Below are 13,430 nucleotides of genomic sequence, written 5' to 3' on the forward strand. Positions count from 1 at the left end.
AATGGAAACCCGACCCGCGGCCTACGCGGTCATCATCGAGCAGGGTAAGCTGCTCATGACCCACTGGGTGCCCGAAGACCGGAACCTCAGCCCCCTCTGGTCGCTGCCCGGTGGCGGCATGGAACCGGGCGAGCAGGCCGACGAAACGGCGCTGCGCGAGACCCTCGAAGAGACCGGATACAGCGTCGCTATTGAGGACATCCTGGGCGTGCATGCCGGTCACTTCCCCGTGCGCTCGGCTCAGGCTCAAAAAGACCCGGAGGCGCTACCCTTCTGCGCCCTGCGGGTGGTTTTCCGTGCCCACATCGTCACCGGCGAACTGCGCCACGAGGTGAACGGCTCCTCCGACACCGCGCGCTGGGTGCCCATCGCCGAGCTCGATACGATTCGCTACGGCACGCTCATCGACGAGGTGGCCTCCATGATGGGGTACACCAACGCCGCAAGCTGGGCCCGAGAATACCGCGAATTTCTCGCCGATGAGAACGCCAGGAAGCTCACCTCATGACCCGCCGCGCCCTAACCCGCCGCGCCCTGCTGGGCTCCGCGGCGCTCGCCCCGCTACTGGTCGCCTGCGCCACCCACGACGCGATGCCGCAGGTCGACCCCTCCGCCCCCACCTACGGCACCCTGCGCATCGGCTACGGTGCCCTGCGCGAAATGCACGCCGTGGCCCACGTGTATGCTCAGGCCCTGCGAAGGGTCGGCTACACCGTCGAATTGGTTGAAACGGGTCACAGCCGCAGCCTGGCCCTGCGCGCCCTTCTTGCGCCCTCGGGACGCCAGGAAAGCACCGGAACCGAATCGACCACCCCCGAGGTGAGCGAGGCCGAAGCCACCGCCGCCTACGAGGCGCTACCCGTGGACCGCGGGGCCGCCTCCGTCGAAGCCCAGGACGTTGACCCGCTGGATATCGTCATCGACTACAGCGGCGACCTGCTGCTCTACCTGACCGATGATGGCAAGCTCAGCCCCGCCGCCGTACAGAACGAGCGCGTGGCGGCCTCGGTGACCGCCTCCGCGGCCGCCGCCGGCGTGACCCTGCCCCCGGCTCCTACGCAGAGCCCCACCCCGAGCGATACGGCCTCCGGTAGCGGAGCGACCGGAGAGGCCTCCGGCACCGCAAGCCCTTCCGCGGATTCCTCGGCCGACCCGACGGCCAGCGCCTCCGCGACCCGTTCGGCAGATCCCATCAATCTGCGCGCCATGACCACCACCGACATGACCAACGCCATCTCGCGCATTCTACCCGAGGGGCTGAACCTGCTGAACGGCGCCAGCGCCACCAACAAGGATGTGCTGGTCACCACCCGCGCCGTCAGCGCCCGCTACAAGCTCACCTCGCTGGTCGGCCTGCGCGATGTGCAATCCACCCTGGGCTTCTCCATTCCCGATAGCTACTCGGTCGGGACCTACGGCATTGAGTCGTTGCGCAGCCTCTACCGCTTCACGGCCCGCGCCGTCACGCAGCAGAATGACCCCGCCGAGCGCGTGCGTGCCCTCACCGACGACAGCGTGCAGGTGACCCTGCTGCACAGCGTGAACCCGGCCATCGACGACAACCGCCTGGTCGTGCTGGAGGACCCCTCCAGTGCCATGTTGCAACAACAATTGGTGCCGATTATTCGTCGCACCCTGCCAGATAGCGCCCGCAACGCGGTTAACCGCGTATCATCTACATTAGACACGGGTAACCTCTCGTTCCTGCTGCAGCTCACCAGCGGATCCAACCCCATCGCCGATGACGACGCAGCGCAATTCATTTTGGATCACCCTAGAAAGTAAATCATCATGACGAAGTACCGCCAGTCCTCCCGACTGAACAACGTCCACTACGATATTCGCGGACCGATTCTGGATGAGGCGAACCGCATGGAAGCGATGGGCTACCGCATCCTTAAGCTGAACATCGGTAACCCCGCCCCCTTCGGTTTTGAGGCGCCGGACGCGATCATGATGGATATTATTCGTCACCTGCCCGAAACCCAGGGCTACTCCGATTCCCACGGCCTGTACTCCGCACGTACCGCCATTGTGCAGCACTACCAGAACCACGGCATCATGAACCTGGACACCGAGTCTATCTACTTGGGTAACGGTGTGTCTGAGCTGATCCCGATGACCCTGCAGGCACTATGCGAGACCGGCGACGAAATCCTGGTCCCCATGCCCGACTACCCGCTGTGGACCGCATCCACCGCGCTGGTGGGCGGCAAGCCCGTGCACTACCTCTGCGACGAGGAAAACAACTGGTACCCCGACATCGAAGACATTAAGTCGAAGATTACCGAGCGCACCAAGGGCATCGTGGTGATTAACCCGAATAACCCGACCGGTGCCGTCTACCCGCGCTCGATTCTGAAGCAGATTGTGGATGTGGCACGCGAGCACGGTCTGGTCGTGTTCTCCGACGAGATTTACGAAAAGATCACCTACGATGGTGCTGAAGCCATCAACATGGCAACCCTCACCGGCGACGACGTGCTCTGCCTGACCTTCTCCGGCCTGTCTAAGGCCTACCGCGTGTGCGGTTACCGTGCGGGTTGGGTCGCAATCACCGGCCCGAAGAAGGACGCCGCAAGCTACCTTGAGGGCATCCACCTGCTCGCCTCCATGCGCCTGTGCTCCAACGTCCCGGCACAGCACGCAATCCAGACAGCGCTTGGCGGCTACCAGTCCATCAACGAGCTGGTTGCTCCTGGCGGCCGCCTGTACGAGCAGCGCACCCTGGCCCACAAGATGCTCAACGAGATTGACGGCATCAGCTGCACCCCCGCCGACGGTGCGCTGTACCTGTTCCCGAAGATTGATATTGAGCGCTTCGACATTACCGATGACGAGCAGTTCGCTCTCGACCTGCTCAAGAGCCAGAAGATTCTCTTCAGCCACGGCCGCGCCTTCAACTGGAAGGACCCCGATCACTTCCGCCTGGTGTACCTGCCCGATACGCAGACCCTCACCAGCGCCCTGGAGCGTCTGGGTAACTTCATGGCCGACTACAAGCAGAAGCACTAGCGAGGGATATCTCGCCGGCCGCTTAGCGAACCCTACCGGAATATAAACGGCCTGCCCCGCAGCTCATCAGAGCTGCGGGGCAGGCCGTTTTATCGCTAGTCGGAGGAGCCGGGGAGGGGCACGCTAGTTGGCCGCGGGTTCCTGACCGCCCTGCTCACCGCGCACCGCGTTCAGGCGCTCCTGCGCGCCCTTCAGCCATGCCTCGCAGCGGGCGGCCAGGGCCTCGCCGCGTTCCCACAGGGCAATAGAGGTTTCCAGATCGCTGGTGCCGGACTCCAGCTGACGCACGACCTGCTCCAGCTCGGCGCGGGCCTGCTCGTAGCCGAGGGTTTCGACGGGTGCGCCCAGCTCGGCGCTGTTGAAGCTAATGTTCTCGCTCATTGAGGAACCTTTCAGGGGTAAAAACTGGGGGTGAAACTTAGGGGTATCGAGGTTTAGGAGATGTTCGAGGGATTCGTGGAGGTCACAGACGCCTGCGCCGAACCTGCCGCCGCGCGCACCGTGATTTGCTCGCCCTCGTGCAGCACCGAGGCGTCACGCACAATAGCGCCCGCAGAATTCTGAACGATGGAATAGCCGCGGCTGAGGGTCTGGGCGGGGGAGAGGGACCGCACGCGCGCAATCGTGTGTTCCAACGTTCCCGACTCTCGCTCGATGCGGTGCTCGGTGGCCCGCAGGGCGCGTTCGCGCAGGCGATTCACCTCGTCGGCACGCATGAGCAGCGCCGAATCGGGATGGGTGAACACCGGGCGGCTCCGCAGCTGCGCGATGTAGCTCATCTGCATGCCCACATAGCCGAGTACCGCGCGGTCCAGACGGGCTCGGGCCTCGGCGATGCGGGCCGCCTCCTCGGAGATATCGGGCACGATGCGCTTGCCCGCATCCGTGGGCGTGGAGGCGCGCAAATCGGCCACCGCATCGAGGATGGGGGAGTCCGCCTCGTGGCCAATCGCCGAGACCACCGGGGTGACGGCGGCCGCGACGGCTCGGATGAGGGATTCTTCGGAGAAGGGGAGCAGGTCCTCGAAGGAGCCGCCGCCTCGGGCGATGACGATGACGTCCACCTCGGGGTGGGCATCCAGCTCCGCGAGCGCGGCGATGACCTCCTGAGCCGCGCCCTCGCCCTGCACGCGGGTGTTGCGCACCTCGAAGGACACGCCGGGCCAGCGCAGGGAGGCGTTGCGGATAACGTCCTTCTCAGCATCGGAGTCGCGACCGGTAATCAGGCCCACGCGGTTGGGAAGCATGGGCAGCGGCTTCTTGCGGGCGTCGGCGAACAGCCCCTCGGCGGCGAGTTGCTCACGCAGACGCTGTAGCTGCTCGTGCAGGTTGCCGGTGCCGACCGCGTACACTTCCTTGCCGATGAGGGAGAGCTTGCCGTTCTTCCACAGGCTCGGCTTGGCGCGGGTAACGATGCGCGAGCCCACGGTCACGTCGGCGGCGAGGCCGCTACCGGCGCGGCCGAAGAGCGCGAGGGTGAAGGAAAAATCCTCCTGAACGTCCTTGAGCTCCATGAAGACGTTGCCTCCGCGGCCGTTGAGCGAGGCGACCTGCGCCTCAACCCACAGCTCGGGAACCTTGTCCACATAGTTTTTGAGGTTCTGCGCGAGCAAAGCCAGCGGCCAGGGGTTGGTGGCGGTGGTTTCCTGCGATTTCGCGGGAAGCTGCCGCTCGTGCACGGGCGGCACCACGAGCGTCGGCCGTGCTGCGGAGGGGTTGTAGAAGTTCATGTTCCTATTGTCGCCGATACGCCGAATTTCTGCCCGCCGAACGGTGACGGGGCTCCGGGCGAGCGGAATGGGGAGCCGGCGAATCCCTCAGCTGATGGCACATTCTCATCGAGTCGCCTCGTGACCTTAAGGTTGAGGCGGTACGCTAGGCTCATGCGTTCACCAGATCATCACAACGCCACCCGCAACCTGGACGAGGAAGAGACCTCGCTCCTGCAGCCCACGCGCGCGATGCCGGCATCGGGCTATCCGGCCGGCGGCTTACCGAGCCCCGCCGCACAGTCCGCGGCGGCCCCTCCCGCGCACGCACCCGTCGCGGCGGGTTTGCGTACGGTTATCGCCCTCGTGCTGAGCCTGCTCTCGGTGCTGTGCGCCCTGGGCGCCACGGGCGGCGCCTGGGTGAGGGCAAATATCGCCTCCGAGACCGGCTTTTCGGAGATTTCAGCGAACCTGGCCAGCGACCAGCAGCTGGCCACCCGCATCGCTGACGGCGCGGTCGAAGACCTCATGAAGAGCGAAGCTATGACAACCTTCCTCGACGGAACCAAAGCAAGCGGCCTATACTCCATTCTGGTGAAGCCCACCGAAGACGGGATCCGCTCCATGCTCAACCGCGCCGCCGGTGAGCTCTCAAAAACTGATGAATACCGAAGCCTCTGGCGCGATATCGCGGAAGAGACTCGGCGGTACAACCTGAGCCACGACGGGCCCGCCGTCATCGTGCTCACGCCCTTCTACCGGGCCCTGGACGAGAAGGTCGGCTCGATCGGTCCCTTCGACCCGGACCTGACGAAGCTCGGCCCCGAAACCCTGAACATTGACAGGGTCCGGGATGGCGCGGCCCAGGGGAGCGCAACGCAGGATAGCGATTGGGTGGTCCACTCGGCGATTAAACGCGTCGCCGCAATTGGGCAGGCCACCGGAACCCTGATTGTTCTGGCTGCAGTTCTGCTCTTCGTGGCCGTCCTGGTTGCGCCTCGCCGCCGCGTGCTGGTGCCGGTCGCCTCCGCCCTGCTGTACGCCCTGGCTTGCTGGGGCGCCGCCTCCTGGCTGGGCGCCCAGACCCCCGCCTCCCTGGGGATCACCAGCCGTAGCGCCGCCGGAACCGCGTTTATCGACGGGGCGTGGAACGTAACCCGACCCTTGGCAACATCCCACCTGGGAGCTGCGGCGAGCTACGGTCTCGCCGCGGCGGTCATCCTGCTGCTGGTGGGGATTCTCGTGCACCTGGTCCACCTGGGCCGCACCACTGCGAGCGATGCCACAGTCATCACACACTAGAAGTCCGAATAACCTAGGATAGTAACCATGTCCACTGAAACTATTGCCCTGGGCCTGCCGCCCGTTCCTCGCGAACGTCGCAGCCGCGCCGACATCGAAGCCGCCGCGCCCGTGAACGGCGAGAAGAAAGTCCTGCTGGCCACTCCCCGTGGTTACTGCGCCGGCGTCGACCGCGCCGTGATTGCCGTTGAGAAGGCGCTGGAGCACTACGGCGCGCCCGTGTACGTGCGCAAGCAGATTGTGCACAACCGCCACGTGGTGGAGACCCTCGAGAAGCAGGGCGCCATCTTCGTGGATGAGGTGGACGAGGTTCCCGAAGGTTCCGTGACCGTTTTCTCCGCCCACGGCGTGTCCCCCGCGGTGGTTTCTGCTGCCGGCGAGCGCTCGCTGAACACGATTGATGCGACCTGCCCGCTGGTGAACAAGGTGCACCGCGAGGCCGTGCGCTTCGCCAAGCAGGACTACGACATTCTGCTCATCGGCCACACCGGCCACGAAGAGGTCGAGGGTACCGCCGGCGAGGCGCCCGAGCACATCCAGATCGTGAACTCGCCCGATGAGGTGGATCAGGTGACCGTCCGAGACCCCGAGAAGGTCGTGTGGATTTCCCAGACCACCCTGTCTGTGGATGAGACCCTGGAGACCGTGGCGCGTCTGCGTGAGCGTTTCCCCTCCCTGCAGGATCCGCCCTCGGATGACATCTGCTACGCAACCTCCAACCGCCAGGGCGCCATCAAGGAAATCGCTCCGCGCGCAGACCTGGTCATCGTGGTGGGTTCGGCGAACTCCTCGAACTCCGTGCGCCTGAAGGAAGTAGCCCTCGAATACGGCGCTAAGCGTGCCGAGCGTGTGGACTTCGCACACCAGGTGGACGAGTCCTGGTTCGAGGGTGTGGCGACCGTGGGCCTGACCTCCGGCGCGTCGGTGCCCGAGGTGCTGGTTCAGGAGGTGTTGGCTCTGCTCGCCGAGTACGGCTACAGCACCATCGAAGAGGTCGAGACCGCGAAGGAAGATATTCTCTTCTCCCTGCCGAAGGAGCTGCGTTCCGCCCTGAAGAATGACGAGAACGTAGGCCGCCAGCTCGGTGGCCGCGGCGCTAAGCCCACTCGTTAAAGGCTTGCTCAAGAGCTTATAGATCCCCGTATCTTCTCCCGTTTGGGATTGGATACGGGGATTTTTGTATCTGATGCGCGGGTAGGGGTGCTTGCGCAGCTTCGCGTAACCGGTTGCCTCCGCAGCTTCGCGGTCTCGCTACGCGGGGGAGTGCCCCCTCTGCGGCGCTGGGGCGCCTTGAGGACGGAGCCCCCGCTTCGCGTGACCGCCTCCGCCGCTACGTGGTCTCGCTACGCGGGGTTTTTCGTGCATGAGGATGCATGAATAGAGACGCTTGCGTAGCTTCGCGTTCACGCTACGCGGGGGAGTGCCCCCTCTGCGGCGCTGGGGCGCCTTGAGGACGGAGCCTCCGCTCCGCGTAACCGGCACCTCCGCCGCAGGCAGTGCCCCCCTCTGCGGTGCCCCAACAATGATTGACACTGGCGCCTTGAGGACGGAGCCCCCGCTTCGCGCGACCGCCTCCGCTGCCGCCTCGTTGCCCAGGGCCTATTACCCCGGAAATTACCGCGTCATAACAGCCTCTCCGCGTACTCATGACATTTGTCATGTGCAGGTCATGACACTCTGTACCGCAGCGGTGCGAGAACCGGCGGTGTAATAGAAACATGAACACCGCAGCACTTCAGAACAGCAAGCACAACACCGCAGAAACCGTTATTTCTGCCCGCTCCCTCCGCCAGGTTTTCTCCACCCGCGCGGCAGGCACCGTGGTCGCCGTCGACTCGATTGACCTGACCGTCAAGCGCGGCGAAATCATCGCCCTGCTCGGCCCCAACGGCGCAGGTAAGACCACCCTCATCGACATGATTCTTGGTCTGACCCAGCCCAGCGGCGGCGAGTTGAGCGTCTTCGGTCGCAACGCCTCCGAGGCGGCACGCGCCGGTCTGCTCGGTGCGGTGCAACAGACCGGTGGCCTGCTCAAGGACCTGACGATCCGCGCCACGGTCGAGATGATTGCGGCGCTGTACCCCAAGCCCATCGACGTGGATGAGGTACTCGCCGGCGCCGACCTGACCGATATCGCTAAGCGTAAGGTCGGCAAGTGCTCGGGCGGTCAGCAGCAGCGTCTGCGTTACGCCCTGGCGACCATGCACTCGCCGGAACTGCTGATCCTGGACGAGCCGACCGCCGGCATGGACGTGAATGCGCGCCGCACCTTCTGGGAGCGTATGGAAGCCATCGCAGAACGTGGAACGACCATTCTTTTTGCGACGCACTACCTGGAAGAAGCACAGAACTTCGCCCAGCGCATCGTGCTCATGGAATCCGGCTCCATCATCGCTGACGGCTCCTCCGATGAGATTCGTGCCCTGACCGGTCACCGCCACCTCAGCTTCCTCGCACCCGCACCCATCACCGACCTGGATGTGCCGGTCGAGGTCACCGAAGAGTCCGGCGGATACCGCCACCGCATCTCCGTGCTGGAGATTGAGCAGGTACTGCGCACTCTGCTGAACAACTACAGCATCACCGACCTGGAGGTCACCAAGCCCTCCCTTGACGAGTCCTTCACCCTGCTGACCGAGCAGGCCGCCGCCTCCAAGTCCTTTGAAGCCTAATCACCACACCATCTAAACGCTACGCCGCCGCTACACACCTCAAGGAAAACATCATGCTCCGCTACGCACTCTACGACATCCGCGCTTCTATCCTCTCGACCGACCGTTTCTTCTTCGGCGTGGCACTGCCCATCGTCTTCTTCCTGCTCTTCGGCGCGATGCAGGACTACTCCTCCCAGCCGATGGGCGACGGCAACGTAGCAGCGTACGTCATGATTGGCATGGCGCTCTACGGTGCGGTTCAGAACACCGTGGCAATTAGCGGCAGCACCGTCGCCGAGCTCTCCAGCGGCTGGAACCGCCAGCTGGCACTGACCCCGCTGACTACCGGCAAGTACCTGGGCGCGAAGGCTCTGACCGCCCTGGTGATTTCTGCGGTGCCGGTGATTGCGGTGAACATTGTGGGCATGTTCACCGGTGTTGAGATCCCTGTGAACCAGCAGCTTGCAGCCGGCGCGCTGACGGTGCTGTGCGGTCTGGTGTTCGCCTTCTACGGCATCATGATGGGTCTGCTGATTCGTAACGAGAACGCCGTGTCCATTGCGAACGGTCTGCTGGTGATTATGAGCTTCTTCGGTACCGTGTTCTCCCCGCTGAGCACCGACCTGCTGAACTACGCACGCTTCACCCCGCTGTACGGTGCCGCCGAGATCGCTCGCTACCCCTTCACCGCAGGTCAGACCATTATTCTGGGTGGTGAGGACTGGTTCGTGACCGAGCCGCTCTGGTACGCAGTGGTGAGCCTGGTCGTGTGGGCGGCTATCTTCCTGGGTGTTTCTGCTCTGCTGATGCGCCGCGCAACCCGCCGCTAAATGATTCTTCCCGCCGCAGTCTCAAGGGTTCCGTAGTATCAGGGGCTCCCGAGGCTGCGGCGGAAACCGTATCCGCTCACACTGCATCTACTAACACTGCCGCTACTGACACCGCCGCGCCGGTGGCATCTGCACCCGTGGCACCTGGACCCCTGGCACCCGCACGTTAGGCTAGAACCATGACCGAAACCCACACCCATTCCTACGAGAACGAACACCCCCACACGGAGAACGAGGCGGCACCCTCCGCCGCGAAGCGCACCCTGGGCAAGCACCGCTTCCGCTTCCTCCACCGGGAACGCAGCGGCAACGTGAACTGGCTGGCACTGGGCTTTAGCGCCCCGTGGCTGGTGTTTCTGCTCATGCCGCTGGACAGCTTCCTCACCACCCCGGAGCTGGGGCCGGTGCGCTGGGCCGGTGTGGCGCTGGTGGCGCTGTTTGCGGTGGTGAACTGCTCGGCGTACGCGGTGCCGTGGCTGGTGCCGGTCGCCTCCACGGTGCGTCGAAGCGTCATCTGGACGCTACTGATGGCTCTACCTGTGGCTGGCCTGTCGGCGCTGCGGCTGGAATCGGCGTATATGGTGTTCTTGTCGTTCAGCATGTACTTTGTGGCGTTCTGGATTTTTGGCACAATCGCCCCGTACCGCCTGCGCTTGGGTGTAGCGGCGACGATTGCCCTGGCCTGCTGGCTAATTTTTATGGTGGGTACCAGCTTTGACGTCACCGCACACAGCGGTATTTCCCTCTTTATCGGTGCACCGATGGTGGGCATGCTGGGCTTCTCCTACCTGATTGAGCTGGGCGAACGCGCGGATGTAGCACGTGCCTCCCTGGCGCTCTCCGAGGAACGTGAAGAGATCGCCCGCGACGTGCACGACGTGCTGGGCCACTCCCTGACCGTCATCACCCTCAAGGCAGAGCTGGCGCAGCGCCTGCTGGAGATTGACCCCGCCCGCGCCGGTGCCGAGATGGAGGCGATCGCGCAGCTGTCCCGCGCATCCCTGGCGGAGGTCCGCTCGACCGTGACGCGCCTGCGAGTGCCCGACTTCTCGGGTGAGATTGAGGGTGCGGGCCGCGCCCTGCAGACCGCCGGTATTCGCGCCGAACTGCCGGAGGCTCAGAACGCGCTCGCGGTGGCTGGCGTGAACGCGAAGCTGTTCTCCTGGGTTCTGCGTGAGGCGGTCACGAACATGGTGCGCCACTCGGGCGCGAACACGGCGCGGGTGCGTCTGAGCGCAACCGGTCTGGACATCCTCGATAACGGCGTGGGTGTGGGCGATGCGCGCGGTAACGGTCTGACGGGTATGGCGCAGCGTGTGGCGGCGTCTGGCGGTAGCGTGGTGATTGAGGGGGCACCCGAGCAGTGGCTGGCGGAGAACCCTGGCGGTGGGGTGGGTACGCGCATCCGTGTGAGCATGGACGGCGATACCTCACTGCTGTAAATAGGTTCTGCAGATTGTGGAACTTAACGCCGCGCCCTGGACGGGGGAGCTACCCGCCCCTGTATGGTGGTGGTAGACAACCTCACGCGGTTGTTCCGCCCGCCGTTATCACCCCGTCTTCAGCCCTGGGAGGCTCCCATGATTCGTGTTCTGCTCGCTGACGATCAGCAGCTCATCCGTGAGGCTCTTGCCGCTCTGCTGGGTCTGGAGGTTGACCTGGAGATTGTGGGCCAGGTCGGTAGCGGCGACGAGGTGTTGGGCGCGGTCGCCTTGTTGAAGCCGGACGTGGTGCTGCTGGATGTGCAGATGCCCGGTACTTTGCTGGCTGATGGTATTGAGGCGGCTGCGGCGCTACGTGATGCGGGTGCTTTGAGTGAGTCGGGTGAGCCGGTGCGCACGCTGATTGTGACGACGTTTGGCCGCCCGGGCTATGTGCGCCGTGCCCTGGAGGCTGGTGCGAGTGGTTTTGTGGTGAAGGATACGGGTGCTCGCCAGTTGGCGGAGGCGATCCGTCGTGTGCATGCGGGGTTGCGTGTGGTGGATCCGTCGTTGGCGGCGGATTCTTTGGTGACGGGTGCTTCTCCGTTGACGGAGCGTGAGGCGCAGGTTCTTCGGCAGGCGGCCTCGGGCGGTACGGCTCAGCAGATTGCGTCGGCGTTGTTTTTGTCGGCGGGTACGGTGCGCAATTACCTGTCGGCGGCGATGGCGAAGACGGGCGCGTCGACTCGTCAGGACGCGGTGCGTATCGCCACGGAAAACGGCTGGCTCTAGCCCCCTGCTTCTCATCTCTTTCTCATTGACCCCGGCGGGGGAGCGGTGGCGCTTCCTCGCCTCATTTTTCGCCTCCACTTTCTCCTTTTCAGCGCCCCGGGCAGTGCCGCTCTTGTGCCTTCGGCGGTGTCTAGCATGCACTCAGGGCGGCTCCTGCCCGAACACGGTAGAATGATAGTGTCTATGCCCGCAGGCGCCCCGCACCCGTTTCTTCCCGAGACCGACGGTGTTGCGCTTGGAAGCGGGCACCATTTTCGCCCTGTGCCCGCCCGCACCCGCCGCATCACGTACGCGGCGCATCCTGAACGTATGGCGGCACATGATTCGAAGGAAAACTTGTGGCTCTAACTATCGGCATTGTTGGCCTGCCTAACGTGGGCAAGTCCACCCTGTTCAACGCTCTGACCGGCAACACTGTGCTGGCGGCTAACTACCCGTTCGCGACCATTGACCCGAACGTGGGCGTGGTGAACCTGCCGGATGCGCGCCTGAACCGTCTGGCTGAGATTTTTGGTTCGGAGCGTATTCTGCCTGCGACTGTTTCGTTCGTTGATATTGCGGGTATTGTGAAGGGCGCTTCTGAGGGTGAGGGCTTGGGTAACAAGTTCCTCGCGAACATTCGTGAGGCGCACGCTATCGCCCAGGTGGTGCGTGCGTTTGATGACCCGGACGTCATTCACGTGGACGGCAAGGTAGACCCCGCCTCCGATATGGAGACCATTAACACTGAGCTGATTCTGGCTGACCTGCAGACTCTGGAGAACGCTATTCCGCGTCTGGAGAAGGCTGTGAAGATTAAGAAGGGTGACGCCGCTCAGCTGGAGACCTACAAGACCGCGCAGAAGATCCTGGAGGATGGTGACACCATCATTTCTCGTGCGAAGGATGCGAAGCTGGAGCTGGCTCACCTGAAGGAGCTGAACCTGCTGACCGCTAAGCCGTTCATTTACGTGTTCAACGCGGATGAGGGCATTCTGGCGTCTGAGGAGAAGCAGCAGGAGCTGCGTGACATGGTTGCGCCGGCTGAGGCTGTGTTCTTGGATGCGAAGCTGGAGGCTGATTTGGTGGAGCTGTCTGAGGAGGAGGCTCGCGAGATGCTGGAGATGAACGGTCAGGATGAGTCCGGCCTGGACCAGCTGGCTCGTGTGGGCTTCTCGACCCTGGGCCTGCAGACTTACCTGACTGCTGGCCCGAAGGAGGCTCGCGCCTGGACTATTTACAAGGGTGATACTGCGCCGCAGGCTGCTGGCGTGATTCACTCTGATTTTGAGCGCGGCTTCATTAAGGCTGAGGTTGTGTCTTTCAAGGACCTGGATGAGGCTGGCTCCATGGCGGAGGCGAAGGCTCGCGGTAAGGTCCGTATGGAGGGCAAGGACTACATCATGCAGGACGGCGACGTGGTGGAGTTCCGCTTCAACGTCTAAATCTGATGGGTCGATAGGACTTTGAGAGTCCGGTGACGGAGGGATGACGAAATTCATCTCACTGTCACCGGATTTTTTGTACCCTGTAAGTGCAAGCTGAATTTGTAATAATTCTCAAATCAGGAGATATGGGAGGCGGATACGTCTGTAAATAAAGAAACAAATGAAGAGAATAACGAACCCATTGCACCGAAGACCTCCAGGCGCCCATGCTTGTGACAAGTCTTCTGGTCTACGTTGACGAGAATGAACGAAATTCTGATTTTTCAACGTCTAAGAATAA

The 13,430-nt window shown here is 63.4% G+C and carries 12 protein-coding genes; 10 read left to right on the forward strand and 2 right to left on the reverse strand.

The window, feature by feature from the left end; translation table 11 throughout:
* Position 1: 1 nt before the first annotated feature.
* Genes AC3E6W_RS02585 through AC3E6W_RS02595 form a run of 3 tightly spaced genes read left to right on the forward strand, consistent with a single transcriptional unit; the run spans position 2 to position 3,015 of the window.
* The gene (locus AC3E6W_RS02585; RefSeq protein ID WP_049332014.1) at positions 2 to 508 is read left to right on the forward strand and encodes an NUDIX domain-containing protein; all 507 of its coding nucleotides are present in this window, start codon (positions 2 to 4) and stop codon (positions 506 to 508) included.
* Positions 505 to 1,785 carry a glycine betaine ABC transporter substrate-binding protein gene (locus AC3E6W_RS02590; RefSeq protein WP_371584502.1) on the forward strand — a complete coding sequence of 427 codons (1,281 nt, stop codon included), beginning with the start codon at positions 505 to 507 and terminating at the stop codon, positions 1,783 to 1,785. The genes AC3E6W_RS02585 and AC3E6W_RS02590 overlap by 4 nt, the downstream gene beginning before the upstream one ends.
* Before the next feature lie 6 nt (positions 1,786 to 1,791).
* On the forward strand, positions 1,792 to 3,015 hold the full coding sequence (locus AC3E6W_RS02595) for a pyridoxal phosphate-dependent aminotransferase (protein WP_049346185.1): 1,224 nt from the start codon (positions 1,792 to 1,794) through the stop codon (positions 3,013 to 3,015).
* 123 nt (positions 3,016 to 3,138) lie between these two features.
* Here the strand turns inward: AC3E6W_RS02595 and AC3E6W_RS02600 are convergent, their stop codons facing one another.
* Both AC3E6W_RS02600 and xseA read right to left on the reverse strand, forming a co-directional pair.
* Positions 3,139 to 3,396: an exodeoxyribonuclease VII small subunit gene (locus AC3E6W_RS02600; RefSeq protein WP_049343355.1), complete on the reverse strand. Its 258-nt coding sequence runs from the start codon at positions 3,394 to 3,396 to the stop codon at positions 3,139 to 3,141.
* Positions 3,397 to 3,449: 53 nt separating this feature from the next.
* Entirely contained in the window at positions 3,450 to 4,745 is a 1,296-nt protein-coding gene (xseA, locus tag AC3E6W_RS02605) for an exodeoxyribonuclease VII large subunit (RefSeq protein ID WP_313968324.1), read from the reverse strand.
* A 153-nt stretch (positions 4,746 to 4,898) separates the two neighbouring features.
* Here xseA and AC3E6W_RS02610 point away from each other — a divergent pair, with 153 nt between their 5' ends.
* From AC3E6W_RS02610 to ychF, 7 genes are all read left to right on the forward strand, one after another.
* Positions 4,899 to 6,026, forward strand: coding sequence for a hypothetical protein (locus AC3E6W_RS02610; RefSeq protein ID WP_053090271.1), 1,128 nt, complete (start codon positions 4,899 to 4,901; stop codon positions 6,024 to 6,026).
* A 27-nt stretch (positions 6,027 to 6,053) separates the two neighbouring features.
* A complete protein-coding gene (locus tag AC3E6W_RS02615; RefSeq protein WP_049343353.1) occupies positions 6,054 to 7,139 on the forward strand; it encodes a 4-hydroxy-3-methylbut-2-enyl diphosphate reductase in 1,086 nt (361 codons plus the stop codon).
* Positions 7,140 to 7,744: 605 nt separating this feature from the next.
* Complete coding sequence (locus AC3E6W_RS02620) at positions 7,745 to 8,698, forward strand: ABC transporter ATP-binding protein (protein WP_490652239.1); 954 nt, start codon at positions 7,745 to 7,747, stop codon at positions 8,696 to 8,698.
* Positions 8,699 to 8,751: 53 nt separating this feature from the next.
* The gene (locus AC3E6W_RS02625) at positions 8,752 to 9,510 is read left to right on the forward strand and encodes an ABC transporter permease (protein WP_049343351.1); all 759 of its coding nucleotides are present in this window, start codon (positions 8,752 to 8,754) and stop codon (positions 9,508 to 9,510) included.
* Between the two features lie 179 nt (positions 9,511 to 9,689).
* Positions 9,690 to 10,952, forward strand: coding sequence for a sensor histidine kinase (locus AC3E6W_RS02630; protein WP_490652241.1), 1,263 nt, complete (start codon positions 9,690 to 9,692; stop codon positions 10,950 to 10,952).
* Positions 10,953 to 11,090: 138 nt separating this feature from the next.
* Positions 11,091 to 11,723 (forward strand): response regulator transcription factor, encoded by a 633-nt coding sequence (locus AC3E6W_RS02635; RefSeq protein WP_490652242.1) that lies wholly within the window; start codon positions 11,091 to 11,093, stop codon positions 11,721 to 11,723.
* Positions 11,724 to 12,061: 338 nt separating this feature from the next.
* Entirely contained in the window at positions 12,062 to 13,147 is a 1,086-nt protein-coding gene (gene ychF / locus AC3E6W_RS02640) for a redox-regulated ATPase YchF (RefSeq protein WP_049343348.1), read from the forward strand.
* The last annotated feature ends 283 nt before the right edge of the window (positions 13,148 to 13,430 follow it).

Source organism: Rothia sp. SCPM-O-B-18226 (M350), from assembly GCF_058213595.1.